The sequence below is a fragment of the Nocardioides sp. REDSEA-S30_B4 genome (assembly GCF_001627265.1).
Classification (GTDB): Bacteria; Actinomycetota; Actinomycetes; order Propionibacteriales; family Nocardioidaceae; genus Nocardioides.
This window is the reverse complement of sequence record NZ_LUPI01000019.1, coordinates 15181-36807: the sequence shown is the minus strand read 5'-3', so window position 1 is coordinate 36807 and position 21627 is coordinate 15181. Positions and strand designations below refer to the sequence as shown.

At 71.2% G+C, this 21627-nt stretch carries 21 protein-coding genes and 1 pseudogene; 11 read left to right on the top strand and 11 right to left on the bottom strand.

Translation table 11 applies throughout. The features are described from left to right. Nucleotides 1-24: 24 nt before the first annotated feature. On the bottom strand, nucleotides 25-249 hold the full coding sequence (locus tag A6R01_RS05590; protein WP_292604357.1) for a hypothetical protein: 225 nt from the start codon (nucleotides 247-249) through the stop codon (nucleotides 25-27). Between the two features lie 133 nt (nucleotides 250-382). On the opposite strand from A6R01_RS05590, the gene A6R01_RS05585 reads away from it, so the two are divergent. Next, nucleotides 383-1315: a carbohydrate kinase family protein gene (locus A6R01_RS05585; RefSeq protein ID WP_292604418.1), complete on the top strand. Its 933-nt coding sequence runs from the start codon at nucleotides 383-385 to the stop codon at nucleotides 1313-1315. 12 nt (nucleotides 1316-1327) lie between these two features. Here the strand turns inward: A6R01_RS05585 and A6R01_RS05580 are convergent, their stop codons facing one another. Further along, on the bottom strand, nucleotides 1328-1597 hold the full coding sequence (locus A6R01_RS05580) for a sulfurtransferase TusA family protein (protein WP_292604355.1): 270 nt from the start codon (nucleotides 1595-1597) through the stop codon (nucleotides 1328-1330). Continuing rightward, nucleotides 1597-2724 carry an aminotransferase class V-fold PLP-dependent enzyme gene (locus A6R01_RS05575; protein ID WP_292604353.1) on the bottom strand — a complete coding sequence of 376 codons (1128 nt, stop codon included), beginning with the start codon at nucleotides 2722-2724 and terminating at the stop codon, nucleotides 1597-1599. The genes A6R01_RS05580 and A6R01_RS05575 overlap by 1 nt, the downstream gene beginning before the upstream one ends. Before the next feature lie 111 nt (nucleotides 2725-2835). Between A6R01_RS05575 and coxB the strand changes: the two genes are divergently transcribed. From coxB to A6R01_RS05555, 4 genes are all read left to right on the top strand, one after another. After that, nucleotides 2836-3768 carry a cytochrome c oxidase subunit II gene (gene coxB / locus A6R01_RS05570; RefSeq protein ID WP_292604352.1) on the top strand — a complete coding sequence of 311 codons (933 nt, stop codon included), beginning with the start codon at nucleotides 2836-2838 and terminating at the stop codon, nucleotides 3766-3768. Next, the gene (gene ctaD / locus A6R01_RS05565; RefSeq protein ID WP_292604350.1) at nucleotides 3765-5513 is read left to right on the top strand and encodes a cytochrome c oxidase subunit I; all 1749 of its coding nucleotides are present in this window, start codon (nucleotides 3765-3767) and stop codon (nucleotides 5511-5513) included. The genes coxB and ctaD overlap by 4 nt, the downstream gene beginning before the upstream one ends. Further along, entirely contained in the window at nucleotides 5510-5926 is a 417-nt protein-coding gene (locus tag A6R01_RS05560; protein ID WP_292604348.1) for a cytochrome c oxidase subunit 4, read from the top strand. Before ctaD ends, A6R01_RS05560 begins: the two co-directional genes overlap by 4 nt. 206 nt (nucleotides 5927-6132) lie before the next feature. Continuing rightward, nucleotides 6133-6774 (top strand): Ig-like domain-containing protein, encoded by a 642-nt coding sequence (locus A6R01_RS05555; protein WP_292604346.1) that lies wholly within the window; start codon nucleotides 6133-6135, stop codon nucleotides 6772-6774. 100 nt (nucleotides 6775-6874) lie between these two features. Here A6R01_RS05555 and A6R01_RS05550 read toward each other — a convergent pair whose 3' ends face one another. The 4 genes from A6R01_RS05550 to A6R01_RS05535 all read right to left on the bottom strand — a co-directional run bounded on the left by A6R01_RS05550 (nucleotide 6875) and on the right by A6R01_RS05535 (nucleotide 11281). Further along, the gene (locus A6R01_RS05550; protein ID WP_292604417.1) at nucleotides 6875-8518 is read right to left on the bottom strand and encodes a ubiquinol-cytochrome c reductase cytochrome b subunit; all 1644 of its coding nucleotides are present in this window, start codon (nucleotides 8516-8518) and stop codon (nucleotides 6875-6877) included. Between the two features lie 98 nt (nucleotides 8519-8616). Further along, nucleotides 8617-9732 (bottom strand): ubiquinol-cytochrome c reductase iron-sulfur subunit, encoded by a 1116-nt coding sequence (locus tag A6R01_RS05545; protein ID WP_292604344.1) that lies wholly within the window; start codon nucleotides 9730-9732, stop codon nucleotides 8617-8619. Beyond that, nucleotides 9729-10526 carry a cytochrome c gene (locus A6R01_RS05540; protein ID WP_292604342.1) on the bottom strand — a complete coding sequence of 266 codons (798 nt, stop codon included), beginning with the start codon at nucleotides 10524-10526 and terminating at the stop codon, nucleotides 9729-9731. The genes A6R01_RS05545 and A6R01_RS05540 overlap by 4 nt, the downstream gene beginning before the upstream one ends. Before the next feature lie 134 nt (nucleotides 10527-10660). Continuing rightward, complete coding sequence (locus A6R01_RS05535) at nucleotides 10661-11281, bottom strand: heme-copper oxidase subunit III (RefSeq protein ID WP_292604415.1); 621 nt, start codon at nucleotides 11279-11281, stop codon at nucleotides 10661-10663. A gap of 91 nt (nucleotides 11282-11372) precedes the next feature. On the opposite strand from A6R01_RS05535, the gene A6R01_RS05530 reads away from it, so the two are divergent. The 3 genes from A6R01_RS05530 to trpD are packed head-to-tail and all read left to right on the top strand — an operon-like array spanning nucleotide 11373 to nucleotide 13802. Then, nucleotides 11373-12320 (top strand): cytochrome c oxidase assembly protein, encoded by a 948-nt coding sequence (locus A6R01_RS05530; protein ID WP_292604340.1) that lies wholly within the window; start codon nucleotides 11373-11375, stop codon nucleotides 12318-12320. A gap of 26 nt (nucleotides 12321-12346) precedes the next feature. Continuing rightward, the gene (locus A6R01_RS05525) at nucleotides 12347-12769 is read left to right on the top strand and encodes a hypothetical protein (RefSeq protein ID WP_292604338.1); all 423 of its coding nucleotides are present in this window, start codon (nucleotides 12347-12349) and stop codon (nucleotides 12767-12769) included. Nucleotides 12770-12776: 7 nt separating this feature from the next. Beyond that, nucleotides 12777-13802, top strand: coding sequence for an anthranilate phosphoribosyltransferase (trpD, locus tag A6R01_RS05520; RefSeq protein WP_292604336.1), 1026 nt, complete (start codon nucleotides 12777-12779; stop codon nucleotides 13800-13802). Between the two features lie 22 nt (nucleotides 13803-13824). On the opposite strand, the gene A6R01_RS05515 is transcribed toward trpD, so the two are convergent. From A6R01_RS05515 to A6R01_RS05505, 3 genes and pseudogenes are all read right to left on the bottom strand, one after another. Next, nucleotides 13825-15213: a hypothetical protein gene (locus A6R01_RS05515; protein WP_292604334.1), complete on the bottom strand. Its 1389-nt coding sequence runs from the start codon at nucleotides 15211-15213 to the stop codon at nucleotides 13825-13827. 7 nt (nucleotides 15214-15220) lie between these two features. Then, nucleotides 15221-15499 (bottom strand): Lrp/AsnC ligand binding domain-containing protein, encoded by a 279-nt coding sequence (locus tag A6R01_RS05510; protein ID WP_292604332.1) that lies wholly within the window; start codon nucleotides 15497-15499, stop codon nucleotides 15221-15223. Between the two features lie 26 nt (nucleotides 15500-15525). Then, nucleotides 15526-17238 (bottom strand): annotated as a pseudogene (locus tag A6R01_RS05505) (DEDD exonuclease domain-containing protein); the annotation flags it as partial. Between the two features lie 141 nt (nucleotides 17239-17379). On the opposite strand from A6R01_RS05505, the gene A6R01_RS05500 reads away from it, so the two are divergent. Next, entirely contained in the window at nucleotides 17380-18666 is a 1287-nt protein-coding gene (locus tag A6R01_RS05500; RefSeq protein WP_292604330.1) for an NYN domain-containing protein, read from the top strand. Here A6R01_RS05500 and A6R01_RS05495 read toward each other — a convergent pair. Continuing rightward, nucleotides 18634-19956, bottom strand: coding sequence for a hypothetical protein (locus A6R01_RS05495; RefSeq protein ID WP_292604328.1), 1323 nt, complete (start codon nucleotides 19954-19956; stop codon nucleotides 18634-18636). The two genes, A6R01_RS05500 and A6R01_RS05495, sit on opposite strands and share 33 nt — an antisense overlap. A 124-nt stretch (nucleotides 19957-20080) precedes the next feature. Here A6R01_RS05495 and A6R01_RS05490 point away from each other — a divergent pair, with 124 nt between their 5' ends. Together A6R01_RS05490 and A6R01_RS05485 are read left to right on the top strand one after the other, a co-directional pair. After that, a complete protein-coding gene (locus A6R01_RS05490) occupies nucleotides 20081-20323 on the top strand; it encodes a hypothetical protein (RefSeq protein WP_292604326.1) in 243 nt (80 codons plus the stop codon). 191 nt (nucleotides 20324-20514) lie between these two features. After that, nucleotides 20515-21534 (top strand): NlpC/P60 family protein, encoded by a 1020-nt coding sequence (locus A6R01_RS05485; protein ID WP_292604324.1) that lies wholly within the window; start codon nucleotides 20515-20517, stop codon nucleotides 21532-21534. Nucleotides 21535-21627: the final 93 nt, after the last annotated feature.

The following is a 21627-nucleotide window of genomic DNA, read 5'->3' as shown; positions in this document are numbered from 1 at the left end:
GTACGTCGCCGTGGACGGGTGCCGTCAGTCCAGGTGCAGCGAGAGCGCGTTGGCGATGCGCTGGGCGGCCTCGCCGACCTCGATGTCGCGCTTCTGGACCTCGCGCGGGTAGTCGGCGAAGAGGATGGAGGGCGCGGGGCGGGTGGCGCGGCCGGCTGCCCGGGCCAGGTGACGCTCCAGCGTGGAGCGGGTCGCGGTGCAGTCGTCGTGCATCTGGGACACGGTGCTGAGGTCGTCGTAGGAGGCCATGTCCTCGACGCTATTGGCTACTGGGGGGTACTCCCAGCAGTACCGATCGGTAGTGTTCGGCCACGTGTCTGAGACCACTGGAACCACTGCCGGGGCGCTGCTCATCGCCGGCTCCATCGCCACCGACCACCTGATGAGCTTCGCGGGGAAGTTCGAGGACTCCCTGGTCGTCGAGCAGCTGCACAAGCTGTCGGTCTCGTTCCTGGTCGACGACCTCGAGATCCGCCGCGGCGGCGTCGCGCCGAACATGTGCTTCGGCCTGGCCGCGCTCGGGCTGCGCCCGGTGCTGGTCGGCTCGGCCGGCGAGGACTTCTCCGACTACCGCTCCTGGCTGGAGCGCCACGGCGTGGACTGCGACAGCGTGCGGATATCGGAGTCCAAGCACACCGCCCGCTTCGTGTGCACCACCGACTCCACGATGGCCCAGTTCGCCTCGTTCTACCCCGGAGCGATGAGCGAGGCCCGCCTCATCGAGCTGGCCCCGATCGTCTCCCGGGTCGGCGAGCCGGCCTACGTGCTGATCGGTGCCGACGACCCCGACGGCATGCTGCGCCACACCGAGGAGTGCCGCCAGCGCGGCTACCCCTTCATCGCCGACCCCAGCCAGCAGCTGGCCTTCGGCGAGGGCGGGCTGATCCGCGAGCTCATCGACGGCGCCGCGATCCTGTTCTCCAACGAGTACGAGTCGCACATGATCGAGCAGAAGACCGGCTGGTCGGCCGACGAGGTCCTGGCGAAGGTCGGGCTGCAGGTCACGACGCTCGGCGCCGACGGGGTGCGCATCAAGCGCGCCCGCGAGGAGGACATCGTGGTGCCCGCGGCCAAGGACGTCGCGGCCGTCGAGCCGACCGGTGTCGGCGACGCGTTCCGCGCCGGCTACCTCGCCGCCACCGCGTGGGGCGTCGGGCTCGAGCGGGCCGCCCAGGTCGGCTGCGTGCTCGCGGCGTACGTCGTGGAGACGGTCGGCACCCAGGAGTACCACTTCACCGGGTCGGACTTCGTGGCCCGCCTCGAGGCGTCGTACGGCGCAGAGGCCGCGGCCGAGGTCCGCCCGTTCGTCGGCTGACCCGACCGGCCCTCAGGTGAGTCGACGCACCCGGTAGCGGGGGACGCCGTCCGGGGCAGTGTCCTCGCCGAGGTACTCCTGCCCGCGCATCCGGCACCACGCCGGGACGTCCGTGCGGGCCGCGACGTCCTCGACGACGACCGCGACCACCGCTCCCACGGGCACCTCGGTGTGGCGGCGCCCCAGCTCGATCACCGGTTGGGGGCAGAGCATGCCCCGGCAGTCCAGCTCGAGGTCCGGCTCGGGATGGCCGCCGAAGGTCACGGTGAGGCTGCTGTCCACTACAGGCCCACCTCCGACCGCAGCCGGCCCACGATCTCGGGCAGCACCGCGAGGAGCGCCTCGACCTGCTGCTCGGTGACGTCTCGACCCAGCGAGATGCGCACGTTGCCGTGCGTGAGGGCGCCCATGGCGGCGAGCACGTGGCTGGGCTCGAGGGTCGAGGCGGTGCAGGCCGAGCCGCTCGCGACGCCGAAGCCGGCCCGGTCCAGCTCGCGCACCAGCGCCTCGCCGCTGAGGTAGAGGCAGGAGAAGGTGACCAGGTGGGGGAGTCGCTCCACCGGGTCGCCGACGACCTCGGTGTCGGGGAGGGCCGCTGCGACCTCACGGATGCGGTCCACGAGACGCCGGCGTCGGCCGTCGACCTCCGCGCGCTCGGCGAGCGTGGCCTGCAGCGCGGCCGCCGCCGCGAGGCTGCCGGCGACGTCAGGCAGCGCGCCACCGAAGTCCTGGGGCTCGGGGTCCCCGGGGAAGGGGTTCGACCATCGCGTCCCGCGGCGGACCACCAGGACGCCGACGGAGCCAGGCCCGCCCCACGAGGTCGCGTGACCGGCAGCGGCCGACCACCCGGTCTCGGGCAGGTCGATCATCCCCAGGGAGGCGGAGCCGTCCACGAAGAGGGGGACGCCGTCGGGCAGCTCGACCTGACCGGCCGGCTGGATGGTGCCGACCTCGTGGTTCGCGAGCTGGCAGGCGACCGCGGCCACGTCGCCACCGATCGCGCTCTCGACCAGGTCGCCGTCGTAGGCCCGGCCCCAGGAGTCCACGCCCACCTCGTGCACCTGGCCGCCGTGTCGGTCGGCCCACCAGCGGGCCGCGTGCCGGACGTGCGCGTGCTCGACCGACGGAACGACGAGCCGGGCACCGCGGTGGAGCCGCGCCTCGGCCAGGCCCAGGAGCCCGCGCTGCACGGCGTCGAGCGGGCCGGTGAACCACACCTCGTCACGGCGCACGGCCAGGGCGTCTGCCACCGCCTCGCGGGCGTTGTCGAGCAGCAGCCGGGCGTCCCGCCCGAGACCGTGCAGGGCGCGGGGGTCGGCGTACCCCCGCGCGAGGGCGGCGTCCAAGACCTCGCGGGCGGCCGGGTGCAGGGGAGCGCCCGCCGCCGCGTCGAGGTGTGCGTGTGCCACGAGCCGACCCTACGGCCGGCGCGTCCGAACCCCCACCCTGGTCCCGACACCGCCGCCCGATCACGGTAGTGTGACCAGCACTCCTGATCGTTTGAGAGGAAGGCTCCACCGTTGAGTCTGCAGCACCCCTTCGGAGCGCCCTTGCGCCGCCGCGGTCGGGCCGCTCGCGCGGGCCTCGCCGTCGCCCTCAGCGCCCCCGTCCTGCTGCTCGCCGGCTGCTCGTCGGAGTCGCGCGGTGAGTGGGAGCGGCTGGCCATGCCCGAGCCCGTCACCGAGCAGGGGGAGAGCACCCTCGCGCTGTGGCAGGGGGCCTGGATCGCCGCCCTCGTGACCGGCGTCATCGTGTGGGGCCTCATCGGCTACGCCGTGATCGCCTACCGCCGCCGCAGCGACGACGAGATCCCCGTGCAGACGCGCTACAACCTGCCGCTGGAGATCTTCTACACCGTCGCGCCGGTGATGATGGTGGTGGTCTTCTTCGTCCACACGGTGCGCGTGCAGAACATCGCGCTGGCCGACGACCCGGTGCCGGACAACATCGTGGAGGTGACCGCCCAGCAGTGGTCATGGACCTTCAACCACGGTGTCGGCGCCCTGGACGTCGAGGCCAACGAGGACAACACCGACGAGGAGTTCCCCTACTCCGAGTACGCCTACGAGGTCGGCACGGCCTCCTACATCCCGACGCTGTGGCTGCCGGTGGACGAGACCACGCGCTTCAACCTCCACAGTCCCGATGTCATCCACGACTTCGGCGTCCCCGGCTTCCTCATGAAGATGGACGTCATCCCGGGCCGGGTGAACTCCTTCCAGCTCAAGCCCACCGAGGAGGGTGACTACCTCGGCAAGTGCTACGAGCTGTGCGGGGTCTACCACTCCCGGATGCTCTTCAAGGTCAAGGTCGTCAGCCGCGAGGAGTACGACGAGTACGTCGCCGGCCTCGTGGCCGAGGGCAACGACTCCGACCTGCCGCTGATCGGCAGCGACGACGCCCGCACCCAGGCGGGCCTGGACACCGACGAGACCGAGGGAGAGGGCGAATGACCGCCACCGCGGCCCACCCCACGCAGCAGAGCGGGCGCAAGCCCCTCGGCGAGCTCGTGGTCCGGATGCTGACCACGACCGATCACAAGCTGATCGGCAAGATGTACCTCGTCACGTCTTTCGCATGGTTCCTCATCGGTGGCGTCATGGCACTGCTGATCCGCGCCGAGCTGTTCGCACCCGGCTCGCAGGTGGTCAACGACGAGGTCTACAACCAGCTCTTCACCATGCACGGCACGATCATGCTGCTGCTCTTCGCGACGCCGCTGTTCTTCGGCTTCGCGAACGTCATCATGCCGATCCAGATCGGCTCCCCGGACGTGGCTTTCCCGCGCCTGAACATGTTCAGCTACTGGCTGTTCCTGTTCGGCGGCCTCATTGCCGCCTCCGGTTTCCTCACGCCCCAGGGCGCGGCCGACTTCGGCTGGTTCGCCTACACCCCGCTCTCCGACGCGGTCCGCTCGCCGGGCGTCGGCGGTGACCTGTGGATCATGGGCCTGTGGATGGCCGGCCTCGGCTCGATCCTCGGTGCGGTCAACTTCATCACCACGATCATCTGCATGCGCGCGCCCGGCATGACGATGTTCCGGATGCCGATGTTCGTCTGGAACGTGCTGATCACCAGCCTGCTGGTGCTCATCGCCTTCCCGATCCTCGCGGGCGCCCTGCTGATGCTGGAGGCCGACCGGAGCCTCGGTGCCCACGTCTTCGACACCGCCCACGGCGGGGCGATCCTGTGGCAGCACCTGTTCTGGTTCTTCGGGCACCCGGAGGTCTACATCATCGCGCTGCCGTTCTTCGGCATCGTGACCGAGATCCTCCCCGTCTTCAGCCGCAAGCCGATCTTCGGCTACGTCGGCCTGGTCGGGGCGACCCTCGGCATCGCGATCCTCTCGGTCGCGGTGTGGGCCCACCACATGTTCGTCACCGGTGCGGTCGACCTGCCCTTCTTCTCCGGCATGACCTTCCTCATCGCGGTGCCGACCGGCGTGAAGTTCTTCAACTGGATCGGCACGATGTGGGGCGGCTCGCTGTCCTTCGACACCCCGATGCTGTGGTCGATCGGCTTCCTCACGACCTTCCTCTTCGGTGGCCTGACCGGTGTCATCCTGGCCAGCCCGCCGCTGGACTTCGTCGTCTCCGACTCCTACTTCGTGGTGGCGCACTTCCACTACGTCGTCTTCGGCACCGTGGTCTTCGCGATGTTCGCCGGCTTCTACTTCTGGTGGCCCAAGTTCACCGGCCGGATGCTCGACGAGCGCCTCGGCAAGCTGCACTTCTGGATGCTCTTCGTCAGCTTCCACCTGACCTTCCTCGTCCAGCACTGGCTGGGCGTGGAGGGCATGCCGCGGCGCTACGCCGACTACCTGCCCGAGGACGGCTTCACCTTCCTCAACCAGGTCTCGACCGTCGGTGCCTTCCTGCTCTCGCTGTCGATGCTGCCGTTCTTCTACAACCTCTACGTCTCGCGCAACGCTCCGCTCGTGGAGGTCGACGACCCGTGGGGTTGGGGCCGGTCGCTGGAGTGGGCCACCTCGTGCCCGCCGCCGCGCCACAACTTCCACACCATCCCGCGCATCCGCTCGGAGTCGCCGGCCTTCGACCTGCACCACCCGGAGATCGCGGCGCTCGACCTGGACCAGAACCAGGCTGCCGCCAACGGTGACTTCGCCGATGCTCCGGACATGACGGGCCGCGAGGACATCGTGCGGGGCGAGCACACGAAGGGGGATGAGTCCCGATGAAGGCCGAAGCCTGGATCTTCGCGATCGCCACCATCTTCCTGGTGCTGGTGACCCCGGCCTACTGGTTCATCACGGGCGCCGGCGAGACCGGAGCCGACTGGACCGGGACCTCCGCGCTCACGATGACGGCGCTGCTGACCCTCATGGTCACCATCTACCTCGGCTTCCACGCCCGGAAGATGGAGCCCCGTCCCGAGGACCGCCACGACGCCGAGATCGCGGACGGCGCCGGTGAGCTGGGTTTCTTCCCGCCCTACTCCTGGTGGCCGCTGTGGGCGGCCCTCACGCTCGGCGTCATGGTCTTCGCCCTGGCGATGACCGCCTGGTGGCTCTTCATCATCGGCTCCGTGCTGGGCGCGCTGGCCACCTGTGGCCTGGTCTTCGAGTACTACCGGGGTGAGCACGCCCACTGAGGGTCACCGCAACCTTTTCGCCGCACTCCGCGTCCTCCCTGCACAGGGACGGCGCGGAGTGCGTCGTCGTGGGCACCCCGTGCCTACCCTGGGACGGTCCACGCACCCCGCGTCCGGACTGTCACCGCCACTGAGCCACCTGCTGGGAGGAGTTGACGGTGACCGGCTACCGCTGCCCGCGGACCCTGCTGGCCTAGGTCAGCCTCGTGGCCCTGGTCGCCACGGGGCTGAGCGCCTGTGAGGGTGCTCCGCTGCCCGGTGAAGGGGGCGACGGCGGTCAGGACTCCGCACAGACGCCTGGCGAGGGACCGGCCCGCCTGGTCCTCAACGAGGGGCGCGGTGAGCGCGACGTCACCGTCGACACCCTCCTGGACGTGCAGGCCGAGTCCGCGGTGCTGGAGAGGGTCACCGTCAGCTCGCCCGCCGGCGACGTCCCCGGCGAGGTCTCCGTGGACGGCACGCAGTGGGTGGCCGGCGAGCGGCTGGAGCCCGGGGCGGCGTACACGGTCCGCGCCGTGGGGCGCGACGCCGACGGCGCCGCGGTGCGGTCGGTGACCCGCTTCCGGACCCAGGACCTCTCGCTCGCCGAGCAGACCTACGCGTCCGTCGCGCCGCTGGACGGCAAGACGGTGGGGGTCGGCATGCCGGTCGTGGTGTCCTTCGACGTGCCGGTGACCGACCGTGCCTCGATGGAGCGCCAGATGCGGGTCGAGTCGGTGCCGCAGCAGCCCGGCACCTGGCACTGGCTCAGCAACACCGAGGCTCACTGGCGTCCGCGGCGCTACTGGCAGGCCGGCACCGAGGTGCGCGTCGACCTCGACGTCAACGGCGTCTCGGCGCTGTCTTGACGCCGCCTCCCGCCTGCCCACGCCCTGGGCTGCTGTCCCACCGAGGCCGAAGGCCCGGCCCCCGCTCGGGGGACCGGGCCTTCGGCGTCGTACGTGTCGGTCAGTGACCGCGGAGCGACTCACCCTCGACGGCGTGGTGGCCGTCGAACTGGTGCCCGTCGGCGGCGACGCCGTCGAGCGCTGCGGTGAGCGCGTGCTCGTGCTCGGCGTGGTGCCGGGCCTCCTCGAGCTCCTGCGCGGTCGGCTTCTGCACGTTGTCGGCGAACCAGAGCTCGGAGAGCTTGGCGCGTAGACCGTTGAGCCGGCCACCCGGGGCCGCCACGCCGCTCTCGTCGGTCTCCGACCCGGGGGTGTAGACGACGTCGCGGTCGCGAGCGGTGAGGGTGTAGGCGGCGTTCTCGCTGATCGGCAGGTGCCGCTCGGAGTAGCCACCCTCGGGCGAGCGCATGATGACGCCCGTCTCGTAGCCGTGCAGCAGCTTCGCCTCGTCGTGGCGCTGGAGCGAGATGCACCAGCGACGCGTGACCCAGAACGCGATCGCAGGTCCGACGAAGACCGCCACCCGCATGAAGTAGGTGATCTGGTTGATGTCGGAGTTCAACGTGATCGCGATGATGTCGTTGCCGCCCGCGGCCCACATCAGGCCGTAGAAGGTCATCAGCGAGACCATCAGCGCGGTCCGGGTCGGGGCGTTGCGCGGGCGCTCCAGCAGGTGGTGCTCACGCTTGTCCCCGGTGATCCAGGACTCGATGAAGGGCAGCAGCAGCAGGATCGTGAACATCAGACCCGGCAGCACGATGATCGGCAGGAAGACGTTCAGCGCGAAGGAGTAGCCACCGAGGTGGAACTCCCAGCCGGGCATGATCCGCAGCGCGCCGTCGGGCCAACCCATGTACCAGTCGGGCTGGGAGCCGGCCGTGACCTTGGTCGGGTCGTAGGGGCCGTACTTCCAGATCGGGTTGATGCCCAGGAGGCCACCCATGATCGCGGTGACACCGAAGACGATGAAGAAGAAACCACCGGCCTTGGCGGCGTACACCGGGAGCATCGGGAAGCCGACGACGTTCTCCTCGGTGCGGCCGGGGCCAGGCCACTGGGTGTGCTTGTGGTAGACGAGCAGCAGCATGTGGGCCGCGATCAGCGCCAGCAGCAGGCCCGGGATCAGCAGCACGTGGATCATGTAGAGCCGCGGGATGATCTGGTCGCCGGGGAACTCGCCGCCGAAGAGGAAGAAGCTGACGTAGGTGCCCACAACTGGGATCGACTTCATGAAGCCGTCCGCGGCGCGGATGCCGGTGCCCGACAGCAGGTCGTCGGGCAGCGAGTAGCCCGTGAAACCCTCGAGCGTGCCCAGCAGCAGCAACAGGCAGCCGATGACCCAGTTGAGCTCCCGGGGCTTGCGGTAGGCGCCGGTGAAGTACACGCGCAGCAGGTGGATCATCATGGACGCGATGAAGATCATGGCAGCCCAGTGGTGGGCCTGCCGGATCATCAGTCCGCCCCGGACGTCGAAGGAGATGTCCAGCGTCGAGGCCATCGCGTCGGACATGAGCACGCCCCGCAGCGGGTCGTAGGAGCCCTCGTAGACCACCTCGGCCATGCTCGGGTGGTACCACAGCGTCAGGAAGACGCCGGTGAGCAGGAGGACCACGAAGCTCCACAGGGCGATCTCGCCCAGCATGAAGGACCAGTGGTCGGGGAAGACCTTGCGCAGGTTCTTCTTCATGGCCGTGCCCAGGCCCAGGCGCTCGTCGGCCCAGTTGGCGACGGCGCCGGCCTTGCCCGGCTTCTTGGCAGTGGCCGCTGACGAGTTGCTCGTCGCGACCCTGCTGGTGTCGATGCTCACAGGTCAGCCTCACCCTGGTCGCCGATGTCCTTGTGATCGCGCTCCCAGTACGTCGGCCCCACCGGCTCGGTGAAGTCGGACTGGGCCACGAGGAACCCCTCCTCGTCAACGGCGAGGGGGAGCTGTGGGAGGTGTCGACCAGCCGGCCCGAAGACCACCCGACCGGAGTCGGAGAGGTCGAAGGTGGACTGGTGGCACGGGCACAGGAGGTGGTGGGTGGTCCGCTCGTAGAGGGAGATCGGGCACCCCACATGGGTACAGATCTTGGAGTAGCAGACGATGCCGTCGACCGACCAGTTGTCCCGGCCCTCGCCGGGGATGATCGTGTCGGGCTCCATGCGCACGACGATGACCGCGGCCTTCGACTTGGCGATCAGCAGCTCGGCCCCCTCGAGCTCGGGCAGGCCGCTCTCCTCGGAGGGGAAGATCGCCTCGGGCTGGGCGTTGACCAGGTCACCGATCTCGAGGTCGGACGCCCGGATCGGGGTGCCCACGACGTCGCGCACGACGCGCATTCCGGGGGTCCACACGGTCTTCTCGAGCCCGGCGCCGGGGTAGTCGGCCTCGGCGGCCTGGCCCGGCGTGGGACCGAGGTCGCGCAGCAGCACCACGGCCGGGACGCCGAGCATGCCGACAGAGGCCAGGAGCGTGTTGCGGATGAGGGGACGACGGGCGATGCCGGAGTCCTCGGCGCCGGAGGACAGCGCCTGGAGGGTGGCCTCGCGGTCCTCGTCGGAGGAGCGCGCGGGGTGGCGCATCTCGACCATCTCGACATCGCTCATGAGCTTGCGGGCCCACTGGATGGTCGCGGCGCCGATCAGCAGCAGCGCGAGACCGAGGAAGACGCCCAGGCCGACGGTGGAGGCACCGAGGCCGAGGAAGGTCGTCCAGTTGTCACCGACGTCAGCGACGAAGTAGGTGACGCAGAAGAGCACCACGCAGACCATCGAGAGCAGGTACATCGAGGCGATCTGGCGCTCGGCGCGCCGGGCGGCGTCCTCGTCGATGTCCGTGGGACGCCACGTGTGGCTGGGCAGACCCGGGTTGGGGATCGGCTCCTCCGCCGGCAGGTTGTCTGCGCTCGTCCCGGGGCCGGTCAGCTCGTTGCTCACGCCTGCACCTTCTTCTTGCTCGAGCGCGTGGTGTGCGCGGCGATCCAGACTGCGAAGCCGACGAGACCACCGATGCCCACGATCCAGGCGAACAGGCCCTCGGCCACCGGGCCCAGGCTGCCCATGCCGAAGCCGCCGACGCCGGCGGAGTCGTTGAGGTTGTTGAGGTAGGCGATGATGTCGCGCTTCTGGTCGGGGGTGAGGTTGCCGTTGCTGAAGGTCGGCATGGTCTGCGGACCGGTCAGCAGCGCCTCGTAGATGTACTTGGAGTCCACGCCGCGCACCGTCGGGGCGTAGCCACCGTTGGGCATGGCGCCTCCGGACCCCTCGAAGTTGTGGCAGGCCGTGCAGTTGGTGAGGAAGAGCTGGCCACCGCGGACGATGGCAGCCTCCTGGGCCTCGCTATCCAGGCCGTCGATGCTGTAGTCGCTCTCGGCCGGGATCGCCGGGCCGGGGCCGAGGGTGGCGACGTACGCGGCGAGGGCGGCCGTCTCCTCGTCGCTGTAGGCGACGTCCTTGCGGGGCGCCTGCGCGCCGGGTTGGGCCATGGGCATCCGGCCGGTGCCGACCTGGAAGTCGACCGCGGCGGCACCGACGCCGACCAGGGACGGGCCGAGATTGTTGCCGCGGTCGGTGAGGATGCCCTCGCCATTGGTGCCGTGGCAGGTCGAGCAGCCCACGAGGAAGAGCTTGCGACCCTCCTCGACCTGGCTGGCCAGGTCCTGGGTCTTCTCGGCCGAGGCCGGGGTCATCACCGCGGTCCACAGGCCGCCTGCGGCGAGGAGGCCGACCATGAGCAGGAGGGCGCCTGCGAGCCGCCCGCGACGGAGGCGTGACAGGCGGCCGGCAGCTGAGTTCAGGATTCGCACGTCAAAGAGTCCTTGTTCCGGTGTCAGTCTAGGAGGCGCTCAAAAGCGGTACTGGGTCGTCACTGGACGAGGTAGATGGTCGCGAACAGACCGATCCACACGACGTCGACGAAGTGCCAGTAGTAGGAGACGACGATCGCGCTGACCGCCTGCTCGTGGGTGAACTTGCGTGCGAGGTAGGTGCGTCCCAGCACCAGCAGGAACGCGAGCAGTCCGCCCGCGACGTGGATGCCGTGGAAGCCCGTGGTGAGGTAGAACATCGAGCCGTACGCGGAGTCCTGGATGGTCACACCTTCCTGGATGAGCGTGGCGTACTCCACCGCCTGGCCGCCGATGAAGATGGCGCCCATGACGAAGGTGAGGATGAACCACTCGCGCAGCCCCCAGCCCTTGATCTGGAGGACTGACCCGGTGCGACCCACCTGGCCGCGCTCGGCGGCGAAGACGCCGAGCTGGCAGGTGAGCGAGGAGAGCACCAGGATCGTGGTGTTGACCGCCGCGAACGGCACGTCGAGCAGCTCGGTGTTCTGGGCCCACAGCTCCGGGCTGACCGAGCGGATCGTGAAGTACGCCGCGAACAGTGCCGCGAAGAACATCAGCTCGCTGGAGAGCCAGATGATCGTCCCGACGCTGACCATGCTGGGTCGGTCGTGGTGCCCGTGGAGCCGGGATGCTGGGATCGTTGCCGCTGTCGCCACGCGAGCATTATGTCGTGACCTGCCCGAAGGGCCACCCCGACCCCCCGATCGTGGTCGACCTAGACTCGAGGGCGTGCTCGTGACCCCCCTGGTGGACGCCTCGGCGACCTCGGCGTACCTGCCTCCCTTCGACCTGGCGCGGGTGTTCACGGCCTGGTCGTTCGAGCCCGTCCCGATCGTCCTCGTGGCCTGGTTCGGGGGGCTCTACCTTCTCGGGGTGCGCCGCCTGAGGGCCCGCGGTGACGTCTGGTCGCCCGCGCGCACGGTGTCCTTCGTGGGGGTGGGGCTCGGGTCGTTCCTCGTGGCCACCTCGTCGGGGCTCGGGACCTACGACACGACGCTGATCAGCGTCCACATGGTCCAGCACATGATCCTGTCGATGCTGGTGCCGCTGGCGCTCGCGCTGGGCGCGCCGGTGACCCTCGCGCTACGCACGCTGCCCCGGACCCCGCGCGGCTGGCTGCTCGCCGTGCTGCACTCGCGCCTGGCGAGGGTCCTGACCTTCCCGCCGCTGGTGCTGGCGGCGTACGTCGTCTCGCCCTGGGCGCTCTACTACTCCGGCTGGTACCCCGCGACCCTGGAGTCGACGTTCTGGCACGAGACGATGCACCTGCACCTGGTGCTCGTCGGAGCGATGTTCTTCTGGCCGCTGATGGGCATCGACCCCGTGCCCGGGCGGGTCGGCTACCCGTTCCGGGTGCTCATCACGGTGCTGACCCTGCCCTTCCACGCCTTCCTGGGCGTCACGATCATGGGGCAGGAGACCCTCATCGCCGGCGAGCACTACCTGGCGCTGCGCGAGGGGCCGATGGGGGCGTGGCTGCCCGACGCGCTCGACGACCAGCACCTGGCCGGCGGCATCCTGTGGGGCTCGGGGGACCTGATCGGGTTGGTCTTCTTCGGCGTGCTGTTCACCCAGTGGGTCCGCTCCTCGATGGCCGAGGCTCGCCGTGAGGACCGGCGTCTGGACCGGCTCGAGGCGCAGGAGGCGGCTCGTGTGGCGAGGGTCTCGGCGGAGTGAGCCGGGTGGGGCCTACGATGGCCCGCGTGAGCGACTCCACTGCCTCCCGCAAGCCGCTGAAGGTCCTCGTCTACTCCGACGACGTCACCACGCGTCAGCAGGTCATCCTGGCGCTCGGGCGGCGCCCGCACCCCGACCTGCCCGAGGTGGAGTACGTCGAGGTGGCCACGGAGCCGGTGGTCATCCAGAACATGGACGCGGGACACATCGACCTCGCGATCCTCGACGGCGAGGCCGTCCCGGCCGGCGGCATGGGCATCGCCAAGCAGCTCAAGGACGAGATCTTCCAGTGCCCGCCCGTCGTGGTGCTGACCGGCCGGCCGCAGGACGCCTGGCTGGCGACCTGGTCGCGGGCCGAGGCCGCCGTGCCGCACCCCCTCGACCCGATCGCGCTGGCCGAGACCGTCGTGGGCCTGCTGCGCTCGCGGGTCCCCGCCCCCACCAGCTGAGCCCCGCGTGAGCACCTGGCCCGAGGTCCTCGGCGACCTCGTCGCCGGCCGCGACCTCACCGCGGGACAGACCTCCTGGGCGATGGCCGAGCTCCTCGAGGGCAACGCCACCCCAGCGCAGGTCGCGGGCTTCGCGGTCGCGCTGCGCGCCAAGGGCGAGACCAGCGAGGAGCTGACCGGCCTGGTCGCCGCGATGTACGAACGAGCGACGCCGATCTCGGTGCCCGGCCGCCTGCTCGACGTCGTCGGGACCGGCGGCGACCGGTCGATGTCGGTCAACATCTCCACGATGTCGGCGATCGTGGCGGCCGGTGCCGGGTCGACCGTGGTCAAGCACGGCAACCGCTCGGCCTCCTCGAAGTCCGGCTCCGCCGACGTGCTGGAGGCGCTGGGCATCCGGCTCGACCTCCCGGCCGACCGGGTCGCCGAGGTGGCCTCCGAGGCCGGGATCACCTTCTGCTTCGCCGCGACCTTCCACCCGGCGATGCGGCACGCGGCTGTGGCCCGCCGCGAGCTGGGCATCGCCACGGCCTTCAACCTGCTCGGTCCGCTGAGCAACCCGGCACGGCCGGCGGCCCAGGCCATCGGCTGTGCCGACGCGCGGATGGCGCCCGTCATGGCCGGGGTCTACGCCGCCCGGGGTGTCGACGCGTGGGTGTTCCGGGGCGACGACGGCCTCGACGAGCTCACTACGACCACGACCTCGTCGGTGTGGGTCGTCCACGACGGCCAGGTCCGCGAGGACCGCGTCGACCCCGCGTCGCTCGGTCTCGCGCCGGCCACGACCGAGGACCTGCGCGGCGGGGACGCCGCCCACAACGCCGAGGTCGTTCGCCGTCTGCTGGCCGGCGACAGCGGCCCGGTGCGTGACGCGGTGGTCCTCAACGCCGGTGCCGCGCTGGCCGTCCACGACGAGCCCGGTGCTCCGGTCCAGGAGTCCCTCGAGCGTGGGATGGCGAAGGCCGCCGGTGCCATCGACAGCGGTGCGGCCGGGGCGCTGCTCGAGCGCTGGGTCGCCGCGACCGCACGCTGAGACGGTCCGGCAGGGGAGGCCCTCACCAGCCCGAGGGAGCCTCCAGCAGCTCGACCTCGTCGGAGGTGGCCACGACCCGCCAGCCGGCATCCTCCAGAGCGGCCGTCAGGCGGTGGTCGGTGCGCAGGAAGGCGACCTCGGCGCCGGTCTCGCGCACGAGGTCCTGCCAGCCCCGGTCCAGGCCGAGGATGGAGGTGTTGCGCTCGAGCTCCTCGGTGGTGAACGTGTCGCCGTAGCCGTGCATCACCAGGTCGAGCTGGGAGTGGGCCCACATCACGTAGCCCCCGTCACCCCAGTCGTTGAGCACCGTCGTCCCAGCCGGCAGCGCGCTCAGGCGGTCGTCGACCCACGCGGCACGCACGGGTGTCTCCGCGGACGAGCGCGGCACCAGCACGGCCAGGACCGCCAGTGCCGCGACCGCGGCGCCCAGCCCCCACCGCGTCTCCCTGCGCGACGGTGCGGTCGGTTCGCCCGGGATCAGCGACTGCAGGGCCAGGGCCGTGACCGGGGCGAGGGTGACCGCGGCCAGCGGGAGCGTGCGGTTGGAGTAGAGCGCCAAGCCGAGGCCCAGCCCCAGGAACAGGACCGTCGGCCACGGGGCCCCGCGGCGCAGGACGACGAGCAACGCAGGAGCGGCGAGCAGGATGAGGGCCGTGCCCGTCGGACTGGTGAAGTCGGGGGCCGCCCACTCGCCGAAGAACCGTCCTCGCCCCGCGACCGTCAGCACCGCGGCGTACAACGCGGGCCCGACCGGGGTGAGCGCGGCGGCCGCGGCACAGGCGAGGAGCACGGCGGCCTGGCGCGGGAGCTCGCGCGCCCGGACCCCACGGTGCAGCGCCGCGGCCAGGAGGCCGACCGCACCCACGACCAGTGCGAAGGGCCACATGCCGTGCCACATCGCCCAGACCCAGGTCAGTGGGACCAGCAGCCAGGGGCGTGCGCCGGTCAGTGCGGCCTGCCACCACGCGTGCACCGCGAGTGCCATGAAGGCGTAGCTCAACACCTGGGGACGCATCGACAGCGCCGGCCAGCACGCCCAGAGGACGAGCGCGGTGAGCACGGCGACGACGACGGGGTCGGCGCGACGACGGCACACCCAGGCGAGCGCGAGGACGAGGACGACCAGCTGCAGGCCCGAGAGCCAGGCGACGCCGGGGAGGCCGGCCCGGTCCTCGATCGCCGCCATCAGGACCTGGGGGAGCCACTGGGTCGGCAACCAGTCACGGGTCGCCGAGGAGGAGACGCTGCCGGGGTCGCGCAGCGACCAGCCCGCGAGGAACTCCGCACCGAAGCGGAGGTGGAAGTAGGTGTCGGGATTCGTCAGTGGGCGGGCTGCACGCGTGACCGCGACGACCAGGACGCCCAGCAGCGTCAGCGAGGGCAGCCACACCCGCGCGGCGCGCGACACCACGACGCGATCAGTCCAGGCCGAGCGAGAACGCGGCCTCGAGGTCGTGACGGGAGTGGGTGCGGAAGGCGATGTGGGTCTCGGTGTCGGTGACCCCGGGGACCTTGTTGATGCGGTCGGCCACCACCCCTGCGACGTCCTCGTGGTGGCGCACCCGCACCAAGACGATCAGGTCGATCTGGCCGGTCACGGAGTAGACCTCCGAGACGCCCTCGATCGAGGCGATCTCCTCGGCGACCTCGGGGATCCGGGCGACGTCGGCGTTCACGAAGACGATGGCGGTGATCACGGGCTCACCGTACCTGCGAGCTCGTCCCGTGACCGGCGTACGCGCTCGTGCACCGCGAGCTCCTTCGTCGCTCCCGCCACCGGGCACACCCACTCGCCGAGGACGTCGACGAGTCGGATGCCGGGCTGCTCGAGCCAGGCGAGGATCTTCTCGGTCTCCTCCACCGTGGCCGCCGGTGCCGACCCCGGAGCCGTGCGGACGGTCTCGGCGCCCGCGCGCAGCTGCTCGACGTAGGCGACGGCATCGGCGCCGGAGGGGATGACGCCCGCGGCGGCGAGCCGGCCGAAGCGCACCACGTGGACGGCCCACCGGCCGTCGTCCTCACGGCGTGCGGCCACGACCTCCGGGCAACCGCTCAGTGCCCCGACCCGTTGGGTGCGTGCAGCGGCGCGGACGAAGGCGGCGAGCCGGTCGCGGTGCACCCCGGCCTCCTCGAACCGCTCGTCCTCGGCCAGGGCACTCATCCGGCGGTTGATCTGCTCGACGACCGCATCGGGGCGCCGCAGCAGGGTGTCGCGCAGCTGCCGGACGACCGCGGCGTACGTCGCCTCGTCGGCCGACCCGTCGCAGGGGGAGAGGCAGCGCCCCATCTCGGCCAGCACGCACGGCGTCCGGCGGGTACGCGGGCCGAGTCGGTCGGAGCACTGGCGGACGGGGAAGGTCTCGTGCAGCACGTCGAGACCCGACTGGGCCGCCCGCCGGGAGGCGAAGGGACCGAGGTAGTCGGCGCCGTCGTCGAGGACCTTGGAGACCAGTGACAGCCGTGGCCAGGGCTCGCGGGTGAGCTTGACGAAGTGGGTCTTCTCGGGGTGCTTGGAGCGTCGGTTGTAGCGGGGCTTGTGCTCGGCGATCAGCCGGAGCTCGCGCACCGCGGCCTCCAGCGGCGTCGCGCACTCGATGCCGGTCACCGAGGTCGCCAACCCGACCATCTCGCCCATCCGGGAACGGGTCTCGGAGGCGGTGAAGTAGGACCGGACCCGGGTGCGGAGGTCCTTGCTGGTGCCGACGTAGAGGATGCGCTGGGTCTGGTCCCGGAAGAGATAGACGCCGGGAGAGTGCGGCAGGCCCTCGGCAAGGTGGCGCTTCTTGCGCTGCGCCGCGGTGACCCGCGAGGTGAAGGTCTGCAGCTCCTCGAGGGTGTGCACTCCCTGGCCCCCGAGGCGCCCCATCAGGCCGTGCAGCACGTCGACGGTGGCGCGGGCGTCGGCCAGTGCCCGGTGGTTGGGCGCGGTGGTGGCACCGAACAGGCGGGCCAACGAGGAGAGCTTGCAGTTGGGGGCGTCGTCGCGCGTGACCACCTTGCGTGCCAGCCGGGCGGTGTCGACCACCTCGAAGCGCGGCCACGGACGCTGCTGCAGCGCCGCGAAGTGCTGGAGGAACCCCACGTCGAAGGGCGCGTTGTGCGCGACCAGCACGCTGCCGGCCGCGAACTCCAGGAAGGCGGGTAGGGCGGACTCGATGCGCGGAGCGTCGGCGACCATGGCGTTGGTGATGCCGGTGAGCACGGCGATGAACGGGGGGATCTCGGTCCCCGGGTCGACCAGGGTCTGGAACTCCCCGAGGACCTCGCCGCCCCGGACCTTCACGGCGCCGATCTCGGTGATCATCGAGCCCGAGGTGGGCGAGCCACCGGTCGTCTCGAGGTCCACGACGCAGAAGGTGAGGTCGCGCAGTGGCCGGCCGAGCTCGTCGAAGCTGCGCTGGCTCTCCCAGAGGGCTCCCGCACGGCTGCTGCTCATGGGCACGACGCTAGAGCGGTGCGCCGACAACCCGGCGGCGACGCGCGGCCGGGGCCCACCGCCGCACTAGGCTGGGGACAGGTCGAGTGGTCGGTCCAGGTGACGGACGAACGGTCGTCGAGAGGCGCGAGGAGGACGGGCGTGAGCGAGACGGTGCGGCTGGAGGAGCTGCCGGTGGCGGTGCGCACCAGGGTCCTGACCCTGGTCGCGGACGTGCTGCCGGACGTGCCCCAGCTGCCTGCGGCGCTGCGCAAGGTCGCCGGGTTCGCGCCGGCGCGCCGTGCTCGTCTCGGGGGCCAGGCGATCACCGCCGGGCTCGCCGACGAGGACCTGCGCGCGCGGATCGCCCACCAGGTCTCGGTGCGCCGGCAGGACGAGCTCGTCGCGCTGCGTGACGGCACGATGCACGACGCGCTCGAGGCGGCGGCGCTGGACTGGCTGGTCCGCCCTCAGGGGTGGACGCGACGACTCGACACCTCGGTCAGCCAGGTGGAGGAGCACGCGGCCCAGCAGCAGGAGGTCGTCGCGCAGGCGAAGGAGGAGCGCTGGCAGCAGCGCGCGGAGCAGGCCGAGGCCGAGCTGCGCGACCTGCGAGCGTCGTACCGCCAACAGGTCGAGGGGTACAAGGCCGAGGTCTCCCAGCTCCGACGCAAGCTGGGCGAGGCCCGGGCCAAGCGCCGCGACGTCGACGAGGAGACGCTCGCGGCGGCGCACGCCGCCGAGGAGGCCCGCGCTGCGGCCGAGGTCGCACTCGCCGCCCGCGACAAGGAGGTACGCCGGCTGCAGGCCGAGGTCGAGCGGCTCGAGGCGGAGGCGCGGCAGGGACGACGCGGCGGGCGCGCGGAGAAGGAGCAGGCGACGGCACGTACGCGGGTCCTGCTCGACACCATCCTCGACGCGACCGCGGGGCTGCGTCGCGAGCTCGCCCTCCCGCCCGCGACCTCCAGCCCCGGCGAGCGGGTCGAGGAGTCCCTGGCCGCACCGGACGTCCCCGGTCCACGGGCGGTCCCCGACGTGGGTCCGGCGCTGCTGGAGCAGTACCTCGCGCTGCCGCGCGCCCGGCTGGTCGTCGACGGCTACAACGTGTCCATGGGGGCCTGGTCCGCTTCCTCGCTGGAGGCGCAGCGGACCCGGTTGCTGACCGCGATGGCCCCGCTCGTCGCGCGCACCGGTGCCGAGACCACCGTCGTCTTCGACGGCGCCGACGCCGACACCCGGCCGCCGACGTCGCAGCCGCGCGGCGTCAAGGTCCTCTTCAGCCCCAAGGGCGTGATCGCCGACGAGGTGATCGGCCAGCTCGTCGAGGCGGAGCCGCGCGGCAGGGTCGTCCTGGTCGTCAGTGACGACCGGGAGGTGCAGGCCCGCTGCCAGCACGCCGGCGCCCGCGCGGTCGCCTCAGCCTCGTTGGTGGGCCTGCTCGGGGGTTGACGTCGGCGTACGAGACGCGGCCCTCACGAGGAGGAGCCCCAGCACGCCGCACAGGGCCCACGGGACCACCAGGGCGGGTACTTCCATCATCGCCGTGACGAAGGCGTTCCGCGTCCAGGCTGCGTCCAGGGGTAGACCCACGCTGTTGAAGGTGGCGCCCAACGCGATGGCCCCGACCTGCAACCCGGCGACGACCGGTGCAGCCCACCTGGCCCACCGCCCCAGGTGTCCCAGGGAGAACGCGAGAACGGGAACGGAGCACAGAAGGAGCTCGAGCGTCAGGCGGTAGCCGTAGAACGCAGTGCCTCCCGCGAAGTGGTTCATCAGGCTCTGCACGATGGTGTACAGGACACCGCCCAGCAGGAGCATGCGCGCCCAGTCGGGCTGGTGTCGCCACGACCGCACGACCGCGGGGACGAGCACGATGACGATCGGCGTCCACGTCAGGAAGCCTCGATCGGCCGAGACCCACAGCCCGAGGTGGTTGCTCAGGAGGTCGACGGCGGACTGGCTGGTGGCGCGGTCGGCGTACGCGTCGACCTGTGGGTATCCGCCGGCGGGATCCCATTGGCCGTAGAGCCATCTGCTCCATGCCGCGGAGATCAGGAGGAACGGCAGGCTGGTCGCTGCGACCAGAACGGTGATCGAGGGCCTACGTCGGAGGAACCCGACGCCGGTACCGAGAACAGCGATGACCAACGACAGGTGCAGCCTTCCTGTCAGGCCGATGCCGCCCATCAGACCAGCCACGAGCCAACGCTCCCGGCTTGCGGCGAAGGCCATGCCGGCGATACCGAGAGTGGTCAGTGTGTGCGGCCACATCGCGTCAGCAGCCACGCTCCAGACCGGCGTCCCGAGCGCGAGCACGCCGGAGACGGTAAGCGCGCCCTTGTGGGACAGGTGTCGGCGCACCGCGCCGTACACGAGGAGCACGGTCGCCCAGGCCAGCGCGGCTGCCAGGAGGCTCGCCGGCCGGATGCTGAACCTGCTCGGGTGGGGCTCCTGAGCGAGGTAGGCGAGCGTCGAGGCGGCGGTGACCCCCGGGGAGCGGTAAACGACCAAGTGGCCTGACACGTTCTCGCCGGTCCAGAACGGCGGGTCGGTGTATCGGACGGGCAGCTCGTCGAAGTCGAGGTCATCGAGCCACGGGCTGCCCGTCGTGGCGATCCTCCAGCCCTGCAGGCTGGCGGAGGAAGCGTCCACCGAGGGCGTGGAGGACGCGGTGAGCAGGTAGATGAGCAGGAGACCCAGCGCCAGCACGCCGGACCCCACTCGACCCCGAGACGTCATCAGCCCTCCCTCGATGCGGACCACGACGGTCTCATGCGTTGGAGGTGCTCCGCAGGGAGTTGCGACACGCCGCTGTCGTCGCTCCGGGCCCGGAGTGTCGGTGCTCGCTGCGAACGTGCGGCGCATGACGACGAGGATCGACTGCGACACCTGCGTGGTCCGCGGGCTGGCCTGCCACGACTGCGTGGTGACGGTGCTGCTCGGACCACCGCCCGAGATGGGCTTCGACGAGGAGGACCGCGAGCTGCTGGGCGCTCTCGCGGCCGGGGGACTGGTGCCGCCGCTGCGGCTGGTCACCCCCACCGACGGGCCCGGCACCGACCCGACCGGCACGGGCGTGCCGGGCTCGGACATCGCGAGCGCCTGACGGCCTGCCGCACCGGGTCTGTGCGTGTGACGTATGTGACGGCTGTGACCCCAGACTCCTGCTGTGGCAGGAGGTCCGGTCGCCCCGAGTGAAATCGGCGTGCGACATGCCCCGGAGGTTTGGCCGGGCTCCGCTCCAGCGATTACCGTCACGCGGGGCGTTCGTGACCAGCGGGCCGGCCGGGTCCGCGCGTGCGCCGTCGACACAGCAAGGGAGACCACCCGCTCGTGCTGCAGCGTCGCTCTCGACTCGCCACCCTCCTCTCAGCCACCCTGCTGGCGGGACTCGTCGGCCTCGTGCCGTCCACGCCGGCCCAGGCCGAGCCGGACATCGACGACGTCAAGGCGCGGGTCGATCGGCTCTACCACGAGGCGGAGCAGGCCTCCGAGCGCTACAACGACGTCCGACTCGAGCTCGGTGAGCTCAAGCGGGACCTGAAGGCCGTCACGTCGGACCAGGCGCGTCAGGACAAGCAGATGCGGGCGGTGCGCAACCGCGTGCGCGACGCGGTCATCCGCACCTACGAGGGGCACCGGCTCTCGGCCGTCGGCCAGGTCGCCCTCTCCGGCGACCCGTCGGCGTTCCTGTCGCAGATGTCGACCATGTCGGCCTACGACAGCCTGACCGACCAGCTCTTCGACTCCTACGCCTCCGAGGTCAAGGCGCTCGGCATCCGACTGCAGGCCACGACCCGCCGCACCGCCGAGGTCGCCCGGCTCAAGGACCGCCTGGCCAGCGAGAAGTCGACCATCGAGTCCAAGCTCGACGAGGCCGAGAGCCTGCTGGCCCGCCTCGAGGAGGAGGAGCGCGAGGAGGTGCTCTCCCGCGACAGCGACCGGGTGCCTGCCTCGGTGCCCGCCTCCGGCCGCGCCGCCGCGGCGATCCGGTACGCCATGGCCCAGGTCGGGAAGGCCTACGTCTACGGCGCCGCCGGCCCCAGCGCCTTCGACTGCTCCGGGCTGACGATGCGTGCCTACGGCACCGCGGGTGTCGGCCTGCCGCACTCCTCGGGCGCCCAGTTCTCCTCCGGGCCCCGCGTCGCCGCCAGCGCGCTGCAGCCCGGTGACCTGGTCTTCTACTACAGCCCGATCAGCCACGTCGGCATCTACATCGGCAACGGAATGATCGTCCACGCGGCCAACCCCAGCCAGGGCGTCCGGGTCTCCCCGCTGCACTCCATGCCGTACGTCGGCGCGGTCCGTCCTGGCTGACCCGGCAGCACCCTCGCCGATCGACGCTCCGCCCGCACGGCGGCGACGACCTCGGGTCGTCCTGGCGCTGCTCCTCGCGGGCGTCCTCGCTGC